The sequence below is a fragment of the Pseudomonas sp. FDAARGOS_761 genome, assembly GCF_013343155.1.
Lineage (GTDB): Bacteria > Pseudomonadota > Gammaproteobacteria > Pseudomonadales > Pseudomonadaceae > Pseudomonas > Pseudomonas aeruginosa.
Window position 1 is genome coordinate 4,916,644 of the sequence record NZ_CP054572.1, and the last position, 18,232, is coordinate 4,934,875.

The window sequence follows — 18,232 nt, forward strand, 5'->3', positions numbered from 1 at the left end:
CCTGGAAAGTGTGGAACGGTAGGAGGAGCCGCCGCGCGGCGGCCCCTCCGGCCCTCTCTGGAGGGTCAGGCGAGGATTACCTGGCCGCCCAGGCGTTGAAGCGCTGTTCCAGTTGTTCGCCGTAGTCGGCCCAGAAGGTCACGTCCATTGCCACCTGGTTCTGGATGTTTTCCGGAGTGGTCGGCATGTCCTTCAGCAGGGCCTTGTCCAGCAGCGGCACCGCCTGCTTGTTGGCCGGACCGTAGGCGATGTTTTCCGAGTAAGTCTTCTGCTGCTGGGGCTGCACCGAGAAGGCGATGAACTTCAGGGTCTCTTCCTGTTTCTTCGCCCCCTTCGGGATGGCCCAGGCGTCGAAATCGTAGATGCCGCCGTTCCATACCACCTTCAGGTTGCTTTCCTTCTGCACCGCGGCGATCCGGCCGTTGTAGGCAGAACTCATCACCACGTCGCCGGAAGCCAGGTACTGCGGCGGCTGGGCGCCCGCCTCCCACCACTGGATGCTCGACTTGATCTCGTCGAGCTTCTTGAAGGCACGATCCTGGCCTTCCTTGGTGGCGAGCACGCCGTAGACGTCCTTCGGCGCCACGCCATCGGCCATCAGGGCGAATTCGAGGGTGTACTTGGCGCCCTTGCGCAGGCCGCGCTTGCCGGGGAATTTCTTGATGTCCCAGAAGTCCGCCCAACTGGTCGGCGCGCTTTTCAGCTTGTCGGCGTTGTAGGCGAGCACCGTGGACCAGACGAAGAAACCCACGCCGCACGGTTGGATGGCGCCGGGCACGAAGTCCTCGGTCTTGCCGAACTGCGCCGGGTCGAGCTCCTCGAACAGGCCTTCGTCGCAGCCGCGCGACAGCTCCGGCGACTCCACTTCCACCAGGTCCCAGGACACGCTGTTGGTATCGACCATGGCCTTGACCTTGGCCATCTCGCCGTTGTATTCGCCGGCGACGATCCTGTTGCCGGTGGCTTTCTGGTAGGGCTCGTAGAACGCCTTGATCTGGGCGCTCTTGTTGGCCCCGCCGAAGGACACCACGGTCAGGTCCACCGCCATGGCCTGGGCCGCGCAGGCCAGGCCGGCCGCCAGGGTGGCGAACTTCAGGCTGGCCGCTTTCAGGGATTTCGACATTATTGTTCTCTCCACAGTGCAGGGTTGCTTCGGTACGGTTCGGGACTGCCGGCGCTCACGCCGCCGGCAGAGGGTCGAGCGCCCTCACATGCTCGACCTGCCAGCCCAGCGGAACCACATCACCGACGCTCAGCGTCGGGTCCAGCTCGGCGATCGGCTGCTTGACGAAGAAGTCGTCGCGGCCGCAGACCTCCAGGCGCACACGCACGTGGTCGCCCAGGTAGACGAACTCGGCCACGCGGCCGGAGAAACGGTTGACGCAAGACTCGCTGGCACCGTTCAGGCGCACCCGCTCGGGGCGGATCGACAAGGTCACCGGCTCGCCCGGCTGGCCGACGTTGACCGCCAGCGCCTCGACCTTCTCGCCGCGCGGCAGTCCGACCACGCAGCGCTCGCCGTCGCAACTGAGAAGCTGCCCGGATAGACGGTTGTTCTCACCGATGAAGTTGGCCACGAAGGTGTTGCGCGGCTGCTCGTAGAGATTGCGCGGCGGCTCGATCTGCTGGATTTCGCCCTGGTGGAACACCGCCACCCGGTCGGACATGGTCAGCGCCTCGCCCTGGTCGTGGGTGACGTAGACCACGGTGACACCGAGGCGCTGGTGCAGATGCTTGATTTCCATCTGCATGTGCTCGCGAAGTTGCTTGTCCAGCGCTCCCAGGGGCTCGTCCATCAGCACCAGTTGCGGCTCGAAGACCAGCGCGCGGGCCAGCGCCACGCGCTGCTGCTGGCCACCGGAAAGTTGCGCCGGATAACGCCCGGCGAAGGCGTCGAGCTGGACCATCGACAACGCGCGCTTGACCCTTTCCTTCACGTCGGTCTTGCTCATGCCGCGGACGCTGAGGGGAAAGGCCAGGTTCTCGGCCACGGTCATGTGCGGGAACAGCGCATAGTTCTGGAACACCATGCCGATGTCGCGCTTGTGCGGAGGGACATTGTTGATCGAGCGACCGGCCAGGAGGATTTCGCCGGCGGTGGGAGTTTCGAAACCGGCCAGCATCATCAGGCTGGTGGTCTTGCCGGACCCGGAGGGGCCGAGCAGGGTGAGGAATTCGCCCTTGCGAATGTCCAGGTTGAGATCCTTCACGATGAGGGTCTCGCCGTCGTAGCTCTTCTGCACGCCACGGAAGCTGACCAGTACATCGCCGCCTTGAGTCTCGGCCATAACCGCACCTTTGTTCGTTTTATGGATGCTGTGCGAACAGCCTAGAGAACCCGGCGCAGGACGCAAATCGGCCGGCAAGAGAGTTTTCTATCAGGGGAAAGGAAAGCTCTTTGTAGGAATCGCCCTACAAAAAAGATGCACCCCGGAATGGGCCAGACCGCTCTGGGAAGGGGCTTTCGAGAAGGGCAAAGGTTTGCGCGCCAGCGCTCTTCGGCTGGCGCGCAACGGCGTCCTCAGCGCTTGGCCCAGTTCTGGAAACGCTGCTCCAGGGCCTCGCCGTGCTCCGCCCAGAAGGCCACGTTCATACCCACCGCGTTCTGCATGTTCTGCGGTGCGGTCGGCAGGTTGGCAGCCACTTGCGGATCGAGCAGGCCTACCGCCTTGCGGTTGGCCGGGCCGTAGGCGATGTTCTCGGCGAAAGCCTTCTGCTGCTCCGGCTGGCTGGCGAAACGGATGAACTCCTCGGCCAACTGCTTCTTCCAAACCCCGACCGGCAGCGCCCAGAAGTCGAAATCGTAGACGCCGCCGCTCCAGACCATTGCCAGGCGCTGCTTCTCGGCCTGCGCCGCGGCGATCCGCCCGTTGTAGGCCGAACTCATCACCACCGTGCCATCGGCCAGGTCGCGCACAGGGTCCTGCCCGGACTTCCACCAATGGATATAGGGCTTCAGCTCGTCGAGCTTGCGGAACGCCCGCTCGACGCCGGCGGGCGTCGCCAGCGTCTGGTAGACGTCCTTCGGCGCCACGCCATCGGCCATCAGGGCGAACTCCAGGCTGTACTTGGCGCCCCAGCGCAGGCCGCGCTTGCCGGGAAACTTCTTCACGTCCCAGAAATCCGCCCAGCCCTGCGGGCTGCCCGCAACCTTGCCGGGGTTGTAGGCAAGCAGCGTGGTCCAGACGAAGATGCCGACTCCGCAGGGCTGCACCGCGCCGGGAACGAAATCCGCGGGATCGCCGACCTTCGCCATGTCCAGCTTCTCGAACAGACCTTCCTCGCAACCGCGCGCCAGCTCCGGCGCCTCGACTTCCACCACGTCCCAGGAGACGTGGCTGATCTCCACCATGCGCTTGAGCTTGGCCAGGTCGCCATTGTAGGAGCCATGCACCACGCGATTGCCGGTGGCGCTCTTGAAGGGTTTGTAGAACGCGGTTTCCTGGGCTTCCTTGTTGGCGCCGCCGAAGGAAATCACGGTCACGTATTCCGCCCAGGCGGGCGCGGTAACTCCGAGAAGGGCGCACAACAGGCCCGTCCTCATGGCTGGCAACATCGTTTCTTCTCCTTATCGTGTTGGCCGGCAAGCATCATTCCCTGCCGCGCGGAAGCCAGGTAGACAGCAGATCGCGAAAACCGGACCTGGCGCACAAGCCGCGAGCAAAACCTGGGCGAACGCCCCTGTCAGAGCAGGCGGTGCTCCATCGCGTAGCGCACCAGGTCGGCTACCGAATGCGCGTTGAGCTTCTGCATCAGGCGTGCCTTGTGGGTACTGATGGTCTTGTTGCTGACCGCCAGTTGCTGGGCGATCTCGTTGACGTTGGCGCCCTGCACCAGCCGCTCGAACACCGAGAACTCGCGCTCGGAGAGCAGCGCATGGGGCGGACGCGAATCGGTCAGGCCAACCTCGAAGACCATCCGATCGGCAAGGTCCGGGTCGATGTAGCGTCCGCCGCCGGCGACCCTGCGGATCGCGGTGAGCAGCAATGCCGGATCGCTGTCCTTGGTGGCATAGCCGGCAGCACCTATCTTCAGGGCGCGGGCGGCCATCTGCGCCTCGTCGTGCATCGACAGCACCAGGATCGCCGGCGGCTCGTTCAGCGCGCGAATCCGCGGAATCGCCTCGAGGCCATTGACGCCGGGCATGGAGATATCCAGCAGGACCACCTCGCAAGGCGTTCCGCGCAGGGTTTCCAGCAACTGCTCGCCATTGGTGGCCTCGCCGACCACCTGCAGGTCCTTGGCCATGCCAATCAGTTGCTTGATGCCTTCCCTGACGATCGTGTGGTCTTCAGCGACCAGGACTCGGATCACCACTCTTTGCTGCCTCACGCTGTTCCGCCTTGCCGGCGGTTGTTCTTGTCACGGGCTCGCGACGCCCAGCGGAATCCTCACGCTGAGCGTGGTGCCCTCGCCGGGGGCACTGTCGATGTCCAGCGTACCGCCCATCATCAGCACCCGCTCACGCATGCCGACCAGGCCGAAGGAACTGCCACGCCCCACCGTGGCAACATCGAACCCGCGACCGTCGTCGCTGACGCTCAGGCACAGCTCGTCGCCCTCGCGCAGCAGACGCAGTTGCACAGTATGCGCCTCGGCATGCCGCATGACATTGGTCAACGCCTCCTGGAGGATGCGGAACAGGCCGATAGCCTTGGCGTCGACCAACTGCGGCGAGTTCTCCGGCACCTCCACCAGGCAGGGAATCTGCGTGCGCGCCTCGAAGCGCCGCGCCTGCCACTCCACCGCCGAGCCGATTCCGGCGTCGAGGATCGGCGGGCGCAGTGCGGTAGCCACGTCGCGCACCAGCTGGAACAACTGGGCGATCAGCTTTTTCATGTTGCCCAGGCGTTCGCGCAGGCCCTCCTGGGCATCGGCATAGGCCAGCTCGCACATCGAGGTTTCCAGCTTCAGCACCGTCAGCACCTGGCCCAGCTCATCATGGACCTCGCGGGCGATACGCGCCTTCTCCTCCTCCCGCACCGACTCCAGGTGCGCCGACAGCTCGCGGAGCTGGGCGCGCGACTCGCCGAGTTCGAGTTCGATCTGCTTGTTCGCGGTGATGTCCCAGACCACCCCGTCCCAGACCGCGCGACCATCCTCGAAACAGCGCGCCGAAGCCTTGATGTCGGCCCAGCGCAATTCGCCCTGGCGAGTGAGGATGCGGCCCTGCCAATGCCAGTCGCGATTCTCGTCGAGGGCAGTCATCTGGCTCGACCAGTAGCGCTCGCGGTCGTCGGGATGGACCAGGCCACGAATGCCGCGGCCGCTTTCGATCAGTTCGCGAGCGCTGTAGCCGACCAGCGCCTCGCTGCCCTCGCTGATATAGGCGAAGTCGGAAAACGCGCCGGCCCGCGGCCGCTCCAGGCGGAAGACCATGCCCGGCACGTTGGAGGCGATGCCCTTCATCCGCGCCTCGCTTTCCTGCAATGCCTCGCGGGCACGGCGGCGCTCGGTGACGTCGCTGAGGAACACCACCAGATACTCGGACGTACCGAAGCGCAGGAAGCTAAGCGAGACGTCGGCCGGCAGCCAACTGCCGTCGGCGCGCAGGCAGCGGGTCTCGAAGCTGAGCGGGCCCTCCTCGCTATTGCGCGCACGACGCCAAAGATTCAACCAGCGGTCCATGTCCAGGCCGGGCTCGAAGTCGGCCAGCGGACGGTCCACGAGTTGGCCGTCGGCATGGCCGAGCATCTGTTCGGCGGCGCGGTTGGCGTAGCGTACGCGGCTGTCCCAGTTGACCCAGAGGATGCCCAGGGTGCTGTTGTCGATGGAGAACTGGGTCAGACGCAGCGCCTCCTCGGCCGCCTGGCGCAGCTCCAGGTCGCGGCGGGCGCCGTACAGCCGGGCTTCCAGCGCATGCTGCTGGCGCCGCTGGAGGAACACCGCCGCCAGCGCGCCGGCCAGCAGCAGGCCGAGGAGGATCGACAGGTTCTGCCAGAACCCCGGCGACTCGCCGAGGCGCGGATACTTGGGTTGCAACCAGCGCTCGTGCAACTGGTCCAGGGACTTGCGCGGCAGCGAGCGCAACGCCTGGTCGACCACCATCGCCAGTTCCGGCCAGTCGCGACGGGTCGCCACCCGTAGCAGCTGCGGGTAGCCGATATCGCCAACCACCGCTAGCTCGGCGAACTCCGGTTCGCGGGTCAGGCGACTGAGTTGCGCTTCGTCGATCACTGCGTAGCGTGCCTGTCCGGCGAGCACGGCGCGCAGCACCTCGCGTTCGGAATCGGCCGACACCCATTGCAGGCTGCTATAGGTGCTGCTGAGGTAGTCGGCTACCGAACTGCCGGCACGCACGGCAACCCGGGTATCGCGCTCCAGTTGCTCCAATTCGACGCTGCCGCTGCCATCGCGCTTCCCCACCACCAGCCGGGAAACCCGCAGGTAGGGATCGGAGAACAGCCACAAGCGCAGCCCGGCTGGGGTCTGGCTGAGGCCGGGAGCGATATCCACGCGCCCAGCGCGCAGGGCATCGTCGAGCGCCGCCTGGTCGGGATAGCCCTGCCACCGCAAGGTCACCTGCATTGCCGTGGCCAGCCAGCCCATCAGCTCCACGTTGGCCCCGGAATACTGTTGCAGGCGGCGGTCGTACTGGGCATAGGGCGCTTCGGTGACCACCCCGACGCGCAATTCCCGATGCTCCGCCAGCCAGGTCCGTAGTTCTGCCGTCAGCGGCAAGGCGACCGACTCCTCCGCTCGCACGGGCAGGCTCAACAGCAGACAGAAGAAGAGCAGACAGCAACGACGCAACATGCCGGCGACACTCCACGGAATACACCGCAACGGAAGGAAAAGCGGGCATACCTTACCGCGAGCGCGACCGGCGAACCATGCGAAGGCTCGGCCTGACAAAGAAGTGCTCTGGGTTTAGGCTGCCTTCTGGATTGTCTATCGGGAATTTCCAATGCCGGCCTTCTCTCTACTGCCGAAGCCCTCCGCCCTGCTGCCGCTGCTATTGGCCGCCGCTTTCCTGCCGCCGGCTTTCGTTCAAGCCGAAGAGGAGGCCGCCAAGGACCAGCCGCCGGCCCCCGTGGAACGCCCGGCGGTCAGCGAGCGCAGCCAGGACGAGGCCAAGGGGCTGGAGCGCCAGTTGCCGGAGGACGGCCAGCAGATCCTCAAGGCCGGCGACGAAAGCTTCCTCACCCTCTGGTTGCCGGCCAACACCGCCGAGGCCGAAGGTGTAGTGATCCTGGTTCCCGGTGATGGCGAAAGTCCGGACTGGCCGCAAGCCATCGGCCCGCTAAGGCGCAAACTGCCGGATGCCGGCTGGCAGACCCTGAGCCTGGCCCTGCCCGACCCGCAGAGCACCGCGCCGGTTACCCGCCCTGCGGAATCCGCCGCCAGCGCCAGCGCCGACAAGGACGCCAGCGCCGCGGACAGCGCAAGCAAGCCTGACGTGAAAGGCGAAAGCGGCAACGCGCCGGCGCCGGAAAGCACCGCCGAAGCCGGCAGCGGCGAACCGGCGCAGAGCGAGGACCAGGCCCCTCCCCCAGCCATCGATCCGGTCGAGCAGCGCAAGGCGCACGCCGAACGGGTCATGGCGCGCCTGCAGGCGAGCATCGACCTGGCCCTGCAGCACGAACCGAAAAGCGTCGTCCTGCTCGGTCATGGCACGGGCGCCTATTGGGCGGCACGCTACCTGGCGGAGAAGGAGCCTGCGGAAATCCACAACCTGCTGCTGGTTGCCGCGGAGGTACCGCGCGATTTTCGCCCGGCGCTGGAAGATATGGTGCCGAAGCTGAAACTGGCGACCGGCGACTTCTATTACCGCGACGCCCGCGCCGACCGCGAGGCGGCCAGGCTGCGCATGCAGGCCGGCAAGCGGCAGAAACACCCGGCCTACGTACAAATCGCGATGCAGGCTCTACCGGCCGACCCCAAGGCGGAGCAGGAGCAACTGTACCGACGAATCCGCGGCTGGCTCAGTCTTCACCTGCAGGCCGATGCGCAGAAACCTGCGGAGTGATCAGCGGAACCCCTCACGCTCTCGGACCAGGGCGTAGGCCGCCTGCAATTCACGGGTTTTCTCGGTAGCCGCACGCACGCGCTCGACGCTGGCGCCGGCTCCCGCCAGTTTGTCCGGATGATGCTGGCTGATCAGCTTGCGATAGGCGCGTTTGATCAGCGCCGGCTCGCTTCCGGCCTCCACGCCGAGCAGCAGCAGGGCCTCACGGTAGCTATCCCGGGCGACAGCGCGCGTCCGCTTCGGCATGACCCGCGCCGACAAGCGTTCCGTTCGCTCCGCCGACCAACCCAGCCAGCGCCCCCATTGCAACACCAGTTGTCGCGCCGACTGGCTGAGCACGCCGCCAGCCCAGGCCATCCGCCAGCAGGCGAGCAATACTGCCTCCGCACGTTCGCCCTTCAGACGCGCGACCTCCGCCTGCAGATGGGCGATGCCGGCCTTGCCCTTGCCGAAGGACGCGATGGCACGCCGCTGGGCTCGCCTATCGAGCTTGCGCAACGCCATCTCCTCGCGCGCCTGGCGGATATGCATCTCCTCCACCCGCCCGCCGCTCTTGGCCAGATAGCCGAGCAACTGGAACAGCAGGTCGTCCTCATCGTTCACCGCCCGCCCGCGCAAGCGCGCCAGCAGGCCGCGCCAGGACTCCAGGCGCAACCTGCGGTCCAGCAGTTGCCCCAGCAGGCCGCCGAGCAGGGCGCCGGGGATGCTGGCCAGGGCCCAGCCGGCTCCGGCTCCGATCAGCGTAGCGGGCCAGAGCATCTCAGGCGTGCTCCGCCAGCAATCGCTCGACTTCCGCCAGGCGCTCGTGGGTACCGACGTCGACCCACTGCCCACGATAGTGTTCGCCGCTGACCCGCCCCGCGGCGATGGCCTTGCGCAATAGCGGCGCCAGCTTGAAGGCGCCCGGCTGGCAGCCCTCGAACAGCGCGGGATGCAGTACGGCGATCCCGCTGTAGGTCAGGTTGCCGCCCGCTTCGCGGGTCTCGCCCACCCGTCCGCCGGCATCCAGGTGGAAATCGCCGGCGGGATGGTGCGCCGGGTTGTCGACCAGCACCAGATGCGCCAGGTCGCCGTCGGCAAGATGCAGCCGAGAGTAGTCGAAGTCGCTCCAGACATCGCCGTTGAGCAACAGGAACGGCTGCTCGCCGAGCAACGGCAGGGCACGGAAGATTCCGCCACCGGTTTCCAGCGGTTCACCCTCCGGGGAATAGGCGATCCGCCCGCCCAGGCGCGAACCGTCGCCGAGATAGGCCTCGATCTGCTCGCCAAGCCAGGCATGATTGATCACCCAGTCGTCGACTCCGGCCTGGCGCAGCGCCAGTAACTGACGCTCGATCAATGGCACGCCGGCGGCCTCGATCAGCGGCTTGGGCGTGTGCAGGGTGGTCGGCCGCATGCGCTCGCCACGCCCGGCGGCGAGGATCATCGCCTTCATGCCTCGGCTCCCTGCGGCAGCGAGGCCAGCAGCTCGCCCAGTTCGGCCAGCTCGGGACGGCGCGCCACGGCGGTTTCCAGATAACGGAAGAAGCGCGGCACGTCACCCAGGTAGCGCGGCTTGCCGTCGCGGTGACAAATACGGGCGAAGATGCCAATCACCTTCAGGTGGCGCTGCACGCCCATCAGGTCGCTGGCGCGGAGGAAGTCCTCGAAGCTTGGCGGCAGCGGGATGCCGGCCCAGGTCGCCTTCTTCCAGTAACGACTCAGCGCGGCATGCACGCGCGGCTCCGGCCAACTGACGAAGGCATCCTTGTACAGGCAGGTGACATCGTAGGTGACCGGGCCGTGCAGGGCGTCCTGGAAGTCGAGGACGCCCGGGTTGGGCTCGCTGAGCATCAGGTTGCGCGGCATATAGTCGCGATGGACGAACACCCGCGGTTGCTCCAGCGCGCTGCGTACCAGCAGGTCGCAGATCCGCTGCCAGCGGGCCAGCGTCTCGCCCTCCAGCTCCACGCCGAGGTGGCGGGCCAGGTACCAGTCGGGGAACAGCTGCAGCTCGCGGCGCAGCACCGCTTCGTCGTAGGCAGGCAGGACACCGGCGACATCGACCTTCTGGAAGGCGATCAGCGCATCCAGGGCCGGTTCGAACAGCTCGTCGGCATTTCCGGGATGAAGCACGTCGAGGTAGGTCTGCCGGCCCAGGTCACTGAGCAGCAGGAAACCGTTCTCCAGATCCTGGGCGAGAATCCTCGGCACATGCACGCCGGCTCCGGCGAGCAGTCCGGCGACCTTGACGAACGGTCGGCAGTCTTCCTGGGGCGGCGGCGCGTCCATCACCACCAGGCTGCGGTCCCCTCCCTGCCAGCGGAAATAACGACGGAAGCTGGCGTCGCTACTGGCCGGGATCAGTTCGGCGGGGGGCACTTCCCCCCAACCTTCGGCAACGAACAACTCGGGCAAACAAGAGTCCAACCAGCGATTCAGCTGCTGGAAACGGGCATCATCAGACATTTACGGGGTTCTCCACGGCCCTAGCCGTTGCGCAGGTCATGCTTTATTATCCAGCATCTTTTTCAGCCCATCGAGAGGCGTGCGGCCCACCGGGCCGATGGCGCGCAGGAAGCCCGGATTAACAAGATGGCAGTGAAATCCCTCGTGTTTCGAAGAAAGTTTCCCCTGCTGGTCACCGGCAGCCTGCTGGCTCTGCAGCCGGTCGCAGCATTGACTGTACAGGCCGCCGATCAGTTCGACTGCAAGGTATCGGCCACCGGCGGCTGGGATTGCTCCCCGCTGCAGAACGCCAATGCCAACCTGCCACCGCGCCCGGCGCATACCGCGACCTCGGTCAGCACCGCCGCGGCGGGCAGCAGCGTATCCGGCAGCGGAGGCGAAACCGTCGAGGCAGAGCCGACCCAGCGCCTGGTCACCGAGTCCGGCGGTCGCGCGCTGAAATCCCGCAGTGCGGACTACTCGCACCTCGACTGGATTCCTCGGGAAAAACTGACCGCCGCCCAGTTGGCGGAAATCGGCCCCTATTGCGGCGGCTCCTACATCGAGCCGGTCCGTCCGGGCATGGATGACGGCGCGCCCAGCGACGAGAGCCCAACCTACGTATCCGCCAAGGCTTCGCGCTACGAGCAGGAAAAACAGATCGCCACCCTCGCCGGTGACGTGGTCCTGCGCCAGGGCAGCATGCAGGTGGAAGGCGACGAGGCCAACCTGCACCAGTTGGAAAACCGCGGCGAACTGGTCGGCAACGTCAAGCTGCGCGACAAGGGCATGCTGGTGGTCGGCGACCACGCCCAGGTCCAGCTGGACAACGGCGAGGCCCAGGTCGACAACGCCGAGTACGTGATCCACAAGGCCCATGCCCGCGGCAGCGCGCTCTACGCCAAGCGCAGCGAGAACGCCATCATCATGCTCAAGGATGGCACCTACACCCGCTGCGAACCGAGCAGCAACGCCTGGACCCTGAAGGGCAACAACGTCAAGCTGAACCCGGCCACCGGCTTCGGCACCGCGACCAACGCGACCCTGCGGGTCAAAGATTTCCCGGTGTTCTACACCCCGTACATCTATTTCCCGATCGACGACCGCCGCCAGTCCGGCTTCCTGCCGCCGAGCTTCAGCAGCACCAGCGACACCGGCTTCACCCTGGTCACCCCGTACTACTTCAACCTGGCGCCGAACTACGACGCCACGTTGTACCCGCGCTACATGGCCAAGCGCGGCATGATGCTGGAAGGCGAGTTCCGCTACCTGACCCACAGCAGCGAAGGGATGGTGACGGCCGCCTACCTGAACGACAAGGACGACCACCGCGAGAACTTCCCGGACTACAGCAAGGACCGCTGGCTGTACGGCCTCAAGAACACCACCGGCCTCGATTCGCGCTGGCTGGCCGAGGTCGACTACACGCGGATCAGCGATCCCTATTACTTCCAGGATCTGGATTCCGACCTGGGCGTGGGTAGCACGACCTATCTCAACCAGCGGGGCACGCTGACCTATCGCGGTGATACCTTCACCGGCCAGCTGAACGCTCAAGCGTACCAGTTGGCAACGACTACAGACGTGACACCCTACGAACGCTTGCCGCAAATCACTTTCAATGGATTCATTCCCTACGAGCCAGGCGGGGTGAAGCTCAACTACAGCACTGAGTTCGTACGTTTCGACCGGGATTTGGATGACAATGTCTACCTGAACGACGACGGTAGCGTTTGGGGGCGACGCCCCGACGCATATCTGAAGGGGCTTGCGCGCTCCACCGGTGACCGTATCCATCTTGAGCCAGGCATGAGTCTGCCGATGACCCAGAGTTGGGGCTATCTGACCCCGACCCTGAAGTTCCTCTATACGAAGTACGATCTGGATCTGGACAGCCAGGGCAAGCAAACCCTTACTGCATATGACGAAACATTCGATAGCAGTCAGGATCGCTCGCTTCCGTTGGTCAAGGTTGATAGTGGCCTGTATTTTGATCGTGATACGACCTTTGCCGGCACGCAGTTCCGGCAAACCCTGGAACCAAGAGCGATGTATCTGTACGTTCCGTACAAGGACCAGGACAATATTCCGGTATTCGACACCAGCGAACCGTCGTTCAGCTATGACTCCCTCTGGCGAGAGAATCGGTTCTCCGGCCGTGACCGTATCGGAGACGCCAACCAATTATCGCTCGGCGTGACTACCCGCTTCATCGAATCCAACGGATTCGAGCGCGCCAGCTTGAGCGCTGGCCAGATTTACTATTTCCGTGATCGTCGTGTACAACTGCCCGGCCTGACCGAAAAAGATTTGGATCGTCTGCGCGTGACCAATCCTGATCTGAAGGATCCGGATACCGATAGCTGGCGTTCGCCATATGCACTGATGGGGCAATATCGCTTCAATCGCGACTGGAGGGTTAGCTCCGACTTCAACTGGAACCCCAACACCAGCCGTACCGAGTCGGGCAGTGCAATGTTCCACTACCAGCCGGAAGACAACCCGAACAAAGTGGTCAACGCCGGTTACCGGTACCGTGAAGACGCCCGCCGCTTCAACGGTGCAACTGGTCGGTACATGTACGGCCGTGAAGACGACATCATCAAACAGCACGACTTCTCGGTCATCTGGCCGCTGGTACCGCAGTGGTCCGTACTCGCCCGCTGGCAGTACGACTACAACAAGAACCGCACACTCGAGGCCTTCGGTGGCTTCGAATACGACAGCTGCTGCTGGAAGCTGCGTCTGATCAACCGTTACTGGCTGGACGTGGATGACGATGCCTTCCTCAACCAAAATGAAAAAGCCGACCGCGGCATCTTCCTGCAGATCGTCCTGAAGGGCCTCGGCGGCATCGTGGGCAACAAGACGGAAATGTTCCTCGACAAAGGCATCCAAGGTTATCGTCAACGTGAAGATCAAGCTATGTAACCGGCTGCGCCCCCTTGCATTGGGCGCAGCACTCCTTTGCTCCTTCGCGCATGCCGAAGTGGTACCACTGGACCGGGTCGTCGCCATCGTCGACAACGATGTGATCATGCAGAGCCAGCTCGACCAGCGCCTGCGTGAAGTGCACCAGACGCTGCTCAAGCGCGGCGCGCCGCTGCCGCCCGAGCACGTGCTGACCCAGCAGGTGCTGGAACGCCTGATCATCGAGAACATCCAGCAGCAGATCGGCGACCGCTCCGGCATCCGCATCTCCGACGAGGAGCTGAACCAGGCGATGGGCACCATCGCCCAGCGCAACGGCATGAGCCTGGAGCAGTTCCAGGCCGCCCTCACCCGCGACGGCCTGTCCTACGCCGACGCCCGCGAGCAGGTCCGTCGCGAGATGGTGATCAGCCGTGTGCGCCAGCGCCGGGTCGCCGAGCGCATCCAGGTCAGCGAGCAGGAGGTGAAGAACTTCCTTGCCTCGGACATGGGCAAGATCCAGCTTTCCGAAGAGTACCGCCTGGCCAATATCCTGATCCCGGTGCCGGAAGCCGCGTCCTCGGACGTGATCCAGGCCGCCGCAAGGCAGGCTCAGGAGCTCTACCAGCAGCTCAAGCAGGGCGCCGACTTCGGCCAACTGGCGATTTCCCGCTCGGCCGGCGACAACGCCCTGGAAGGCGGCGAGATCGGCTGGCGCAAGGCCGCCCAGTTGCCGCAGCCGTTCGACAGCATGATCGGCTCCCTGGCCGTCGGCGACGTCACCGAGCCTGTCCGCACCCCCGGCGGCTTCATCATCCTCAAGCTGGAAGAGAAGCGCGGCGGCAGCAAGATGGTCCGTGACGAGGTGCATGTCCGCCATATCCTGCTCAAGCCCAGCGAAATCCGCAGCGAAGCGGAGACCGAGAAGCTGGCGCAGAAGCTGTACGAGCGCATCCAGTCCGGGGAAGACTTCGGCGAACTGGCGAAGAGCTTCTCCGAAGATCCGGGTTCCGCCCTCAACGGCGGCGACCTGAACTGGATCGATCCGGAAGCCCTGGTGCCCGAGTTCCGCCAGGTGATGAACGATACCCCGCAGGGCGAGCTGTCCAAGCCGTTCCGCTCGCAGTTCGGCTGGCACATCCTGCAGGTCCTCGGCCGTCGCGCCACCGACAGCAGCGAGAAGTTCCGCGAGCAGCAGGCGGTAAGCGTACTGCGCAACCGCAAGTACGACGAGGAACTGCAAGCCTGGCTGCGGCAGATCCGCGACGAGGCCTACGTGGAAATCAAGCAGTGAGCCTGCGCTTCGCGCTCACTCCCGGCGAGCCGGCAGGTATCGGACCCGATCTGTGCCTGCTGCTCGCCCGCTCCGCCCAGCACCACCCCCTGATCGCCATCGCCAGCCGCACGCTCCTGCAAGAGCGCGCCGGCCAACTGGGCCTGGCGATCGACCTTAAGGACGTTTCCCCGGCCGCCTGGCCAGAGCGACCGGCCAAGGCCGGCCAACTGTACGTATGGGATACGCCCCTGGCCGCCCCGGTCCGGCCCGGGCAATTGGACCGCGCCAACGCCGCCTACGTCCTGGAAACCCTGACCCGCGCCGGCCAGGGCTGCCTCGACGGGCACTTCGCCGGGATGATCACCGCACCGGTGCACAAGGGCGTGATCAACGAAGCCGGCATCCCCTTTTCCGGCCATACCGAATTCCTCGCCGACCTCACCCACACCGCCCAGGTGGTGATGATGCTGGCCACCCGCGGCCTGCGCGTGGCCCTGGCGACCACCCACCTGCCGCTGCGCGAGGTCGCCGACGCCATTAGCGACGAGCGCCTGTCCCGGGTCGCGCGCATCCTCCACGCCGACCTGCGCGACAAGTTCGGCATCGCCCATCCGCGCATCCTGGTCTGCGGACTCAACCCGCACGCCGGCGAAGGCGGTCACCTGGGCCGGGAAGAGATCGAGGTGATCGAACCCTGCCTCGAGCGCCTGCGTGGCGAAGGCCTCGACCTGATCGGCCCGCTGCCGGCCGACACCCTGTTCACTCCCAAGCACCTGGAGCATTGCGACGCGGTGCTGGCGATGTACCACGACCAGGGTCTCCCCGTGCTCAAGTACAAGGGCTTCGGTGCCGCCGTGAACGTGACCCTCGGCCTGCCGATCATCCGCACCTCTGTCGACCACGGTACCGCGCTCGACCTGGCCGGAAGCGGCCGCATCGATAGCGGCAGCCTGCAGGTCGCCCTGGAAACCGCCTACCAGATGGCGGCCAGCCGCTGCTGACGGCGGTCGGCCATCGTTTAGCCCTGCCGGCCCGACGCTTCGCTGTTAAAATGGCGCCCTTTCGCATCCGCGCCTCCCGCCTTGGCCTGGGGCCCGCAGCCTGGAACCGTTTCCAATGTCCGAGCTTTACCAACACCGCGCGCGCAAGCGCTTCGGCCAGAACTTCCTGCACGATGCCGGGGTGATTCACCGCATCCTCCGTGCCATCCATGCCCGCGAGGGTCAGCGCCTGCTGGAGATCGGCCCGGGCCAGGGTGCCCTGACCGAGGGACTGCTGGGCAGCGGCGCACGCCTGGACGTGATCGAGCTCGACCAGGACCTGATCCCCCTGTTGAAGCTGAAATTCGGCCTCGAGTCGCGCTTCAGCCTGCACCAGGGCGACGCCCTCAAGTTCGATTTCGCCTCGCTGGTGGAGAGCGGCGAGAAGCTGCGAGTGGTCGGCAACCTGCCCTACAACATCTCCACGCCACTGATCTTCCATCTGCTGGAGCACGCGCCGGTGATCGAGGACATGCACTTCATGCTGCAGAAGGAAGTGGTCGAGCGCCTGGCGGCCACGCCGGGCGGCGGGGACTGGGGCCGGCTCTCGATCATGGTCCAGTATCACTGTCGGGTGGAGCACCTGTTCAACGTCGGCCCCGGCGCGTTCAACCCGCCGCCCAAGGTCGACTCGGCCATCGTCCGCCTCACCCCCTTCGCCGAGCCGCCCCATCCGGCACGCGACCCGAAACTGCTCGAACGGGTGGTCCGCGAGGCCTTCAACCAGCGCCGCAAGACCCTGCGCAACACCCTCAAGCCTCTCCTGAGCGTCGAGGACATCGAGGCCGCAGAGGTCGATCCGACCCTTCGTCCCGAACAACTCGACCTGGCCGCATTCGTCCGCCTGGCCAACCGGCTGGCCGAGCTGCCAGGCAATCGTTAGTCTGATGAGACACTCGTCAGGAATCAGGCAAGCCGTATGAGCGATACCCAGCACCAGGTCAACGTCAGGGTCGACACCCGCTACCTTCCGGAACAGTCCGCCCCGGAGCAGAACCGTTTCGCCTTCGCCTACACGGTGACCATCGAGAACCAGGGCGAGGTTCCGGCCCAACTGCTGTCGCGCCACTGGATCATCACCGACGGCGACGGCCGTACCCAGGAAGTTCGCGGCGCCGGCGTGGTCGGCGAGCAACCGCTGATCGCCCCCGGCGCGCAACACACCTACACCAGCGGCACGGTGCTGGCGACCCGGGTCGGCAGCATGCGCGGCAGCTATCAGATGCTCGGCAGCGACGGAATCGCCTTCGACGCCGCGATCCCGGTGTTCCGCCTGGCCGTACCGGGAGCGCTGCACTGATGGCGGTCTACGCGGTAGGCGACCTGCAGGGTTGCCTGGATCCCCTGAAATGCCTGCTGGAGCGCGTCGCCTTCGACCCGGCCAAGGACCGCCTGTGGCTGGTCGGCGACCTGGTCAACCGCGGCCCGCAGTCCCTGGAGACGCTGCGCTTCCTCTATGCCATGCGCGAGTCGGTGGTCAGCGTCCTGGGCAACCACGACCTGCACCTGCTGGCGGTGGCGCACAAGTCCGAGCGCCTGAAGAAGTCCGACACGCTGCGGGAAATCCTCGAGGCGCCGGACCGCGAGCCACTGCTCGACTGGCTGCGTCGCCTGCCGCTGCTGCACTACGACGAACAACGCAAGGTCGCCCTGGTGCATGCCGGCATCCCCCCGCAGTGGAGCCTGGAAAAAGCCCGCCTGCGCGCAGCCGAGGTGGAGCAAGCATTGCGCGACGACCAGCGCCTGCCGCTGTTCCTCGACGGCATGTACGGCAACGAGCCGGCCAAGTGGGACAAGAAGCTGCATGGCATCGATCGCCTGAGGGTGATCACCAACTACTTCACCCGCATGCGTTTCTGCACCGAAGATGGCAAGCTCGACCTGAAGAGCAAGGAAGGCCTCGACACCGCGCCGCCCGGCTACGCCCCCTGGTTCAGCTTCCCTTCGCGCAAGACCCGCGGCGAGAAGATCATCTTCGGCCACTGGGCGGCCCTCGAAGGCCACTGCGACGAGCCCGGCCTGTTCGCCCTGGATACCGGCTGCGTCTGGGGCGCGCGGATGACCCTGTTGAACGTCGACAGCGGCGAACGCCTGAGCTGCGATTGCGCCGAACAGCGCGCGCCGGCCAGACCCGCCGCCACGCCCGCATGAATCCCCGGCGTCCGGTGGACGCCCTGTACACAGGTACCCCGACATGAGCGACACCTTCCAGCGCATCGCCCCCGAACAGGTCCGCCAGCTCCGCGAAAACGGCGCCCAGGTGGTCGACATCCGCGACCCGCAGAGCTTCGCTGTCGGCCATATCAGCGGCTCGCGGCACATCGACAACCACTCGGTGGCGGACTTCATCGCCGCCGCCGACCTCGACGCTCCGCTGGTGGTGGTCTGCTACCACGGCAACTCCAGCCAGAGCGCCGCCGCCTATTTCATCCAGCAGGGCTTCAGCGACGTCTACAGCCTCGACGGCGGCTTCGAGCTATGGCGCAGCGTCTATCCCGCGGATACCAGCAGCGGCGAAGCGGAGTAGGCCACGCCGCTACCCCGCCAAAAAAAACTGTAACTTCTCTCGCCTTTCTTCCTTTACTCCGTCCAGAACGAACTATTCTTTTC

16 protein-coding genes are annotated in these 18,232 nt (G+C 65.5%); 8 read left to right on the forward strand and 8 right to left on the reverse strand.

What is annotated here, in order from left to right:
- Positions 1-76 precede the first annotated feature (76 nt).
- The 5 genes from FOC67_RS22880 to FOC67_RS22900 form a co-directional block, all read right to left on the reverse strand.
- Positions 77-1,123, reverse strand: coding sequence for an ABC transporter substrate-binding protein (locus tag FOC67_RS22880; protein ID WP_003109043.1), 1,047 nt, complete (start codon positions 1,121-1,123; stop codon positions 77-79).
- 55 nt (positions 1,124-1,178) lie between these two features.
- Positions 1,179-2,288: an ABC transporter ATP-binding protein gene (locus FOC67_RS22885; RefSeq protein WP_003085109.1), complete on the reverse strand. Its 1,110-nt coding sequence runs from the start codon at positions 2,286-2,288 to the stop codon at positions 1,179-1,181.
- A 233-nt stretch (positions 2,289-2,521) separates the two neighbouring features.
- Positions 2,522-3,556 carry a polyamine ABC transporter substrate-binding protein gene (locus tag FOC67_RS22890; protein ID WP_003085106.1) on the reverse strand — a complete coding sequence of 345 codons (1,035 nt, stop codon included), beginning with the start codon at positions 3,554-3,556 and terminating at the stop codon, positions 2,522-2,524.
- 128 nt (positions 3,557-3,684) lie between these two features.
- Positions 3,685-4,317 (reverse strand): response regulator transcription factor, encoded by a 633-nt coding sequence (locus FOC67_RS22895; RefSeq protein ID WP_003085103.1) that lies wholly within the window; start codon positions 4,315-4,317, stop codon positions 3,685-3,687.
- Between the two features lie 45 nt (positions 4,318-4,362).
- Positions 4,363-6,756, reverse strand: a complete 2,394-nt coding sequence (locus FOC67_RS22900) for a PAS domain S-box protein (protein WP_009315191.1) — start codon at positions 6,754-6,756, stop codon at positions 4,363-4,365.
- A gap of 151 nt (positions 6,757-6,907) precedes the next feature.
- Here FOC67_RS22900 and FOC67_RS22905 point away from each other — a divergent pair, with 151 nt between their 5' ends.
- Complete coding sequence (locus FOC67_RS22905; protein WP_003137371.1) at positions 6,908-7,969, forward strand: alpha/beta hydrolase family protein; 1,062 nt, start codon at positions 6,908-6,910, stop codon at positions 7,967-7,969.
- On the opposite strand, the gene FOC67_RS22910 is transcribed toward FOC67_RS22905, so the two are convergent.
- Genes FOC67_RS22910 through FOC67_RS22920 form a run of 3 tightly spaced genes read right to left on the reverse strand, consistent with a single transcriptional unit; the run spans position 7,970 to position 10,417 of the window.
- Positions 7,970-8,728, reverse strand: a complete 759-nt coding sequence (locus FOC67_RS22910) for a DnaJ domain-containing protein (protein ID WP_003099547.1) — start codon at positions 8,726-8,728, stop codon at positions 7,970-7,972. It lies immediately after the preceding gene.
- Between the two features lies 1 nt (position 8,729).
- Complete coding sequence (gene murU, locus FOC67_RS22915) at positions 8,730-9,404, reverse strand: N-acetylmuramate alpha-1-phosphate uridylyltransferase MurU (RefSeq protein ID WP_003117959.1); 675 nt, start codon at positions 9,402-9,404, stop codon at positions 8,730-8,732.
- Complete coding sequence (locus FOC67_RS22920) at positions 9,401-10,417, reverse strand: aminoglycoside phosphotransferase family protein (protein ID WP_003137370.1); 1,017 nt, start codon at positions 10,415-10,417, stop codon at positions 9,401-9,403. Before FOC67_RS22920 ends, murU begins: the two co-directional genes overlap by 4 nt.
- A gap of 126 nt (positions 10,418-10,543) precedes the next feature.
- Here FOC67_RS22920 and lptD point away from each other — a divergent pair, with 126 nt between their 5' ends.
- The 7 genes from lptD to glpE all read left to right on the forward strand — a co-directional run bounded on the left by lptD (position 10,544) and on the right by glpE (position 18,149).
- Positions 10,544-13,327, forward strand: coding sequence for an LPS-assembly protein LptD (lptD, locus tag FOC67_RS22925; protein ID WP_009315190.1), 2,784 nt, complete (start codon positions 10,544-10,546; stop codon positions 13,325-13,327).
- Positions 13,308-14,600, forward strand: a complete 1,293-nt coding sequence (locus FOC67_RS22930; protein WP_003109024.1) for a peptidylprolyl isomerase — start codon at positions 13,308-13,310, stop codon at positions 14,598-14,600. The genes lptD and FOC67_RS22930 overlap by 20 nt, the downstream gene beginning before the upstream one ends.
- Positions 14,597-15,583, forward strand: a complete 987-nt coding sequence (gene pdxA, locus FOC67_RS22935) for a 4-hydroxythreonine-4-phosphate dehydrogenase PdxA (RefSeq protein ID WP_009315189.1) — start codon at positions 14,597-14,599, stop codon at positions 15,581-15,583. The genes FOC67_RS22930 and pdxA overlap by 4 nt, the downstream gene beginning before the upstream one ends.
- Positions 15,584-15,698: 115 nt before the next feature.
- A complete protein-coding gene (gene rsmA / locus FOC67_RS22940) occupies positions 15,699-16,505 on the forward strand; it encodes a 16S rRNA (adenine(1518)-N(6)/adenine(1519)-N(6))-dimethyltransferase RsmA (RefSeq protein WP_003099569.1) in 807 nt (268 codons plus the stop codon).
- A 36-nt stretch (positions 16,506-16,541) separates the two neighbouring features.
- A complete protein-coding gene (gene apaG / locus FOC67_RS22945; protein ID WP_003085085.1) occupies positions 16,542-16,922 on the forward strand; it encodes a Co2+/Mg2+ efflux protein ApaG in 381 nt (126 codons plus the stop codon).
- A complete protein-coding gene (locus FOC67_RS22950; RefSeq protein WP_003113213.1) occupies positions 16,922-17,773 on the forward strand; it encodes a symmetrical bis(5'-nucleosyl)-tetraphosphatase in 852 nt (283 codons plus the stop codon). Before apaG ends, FOC67_RS22950 begins: the two co-directional genes overlap by 1 nt.
- Positions 17,774-17,816: 43 nt before the next feature.
- The gene (gene glpE / locus FOC67_RS22955) at positions 17,817-18,149 is read left to right on the forward strand and encodes a thiosulfate sulfurtransferase GlpE (protein WP_003085081.1); all 333 of its coding nucleotides are present in this window, start codon (positions 17,817-17,819) and stop codon (positions 18,147-18,149) included.
- Positions 18,150-18,232: the final 83 nt, after the last annotated feature.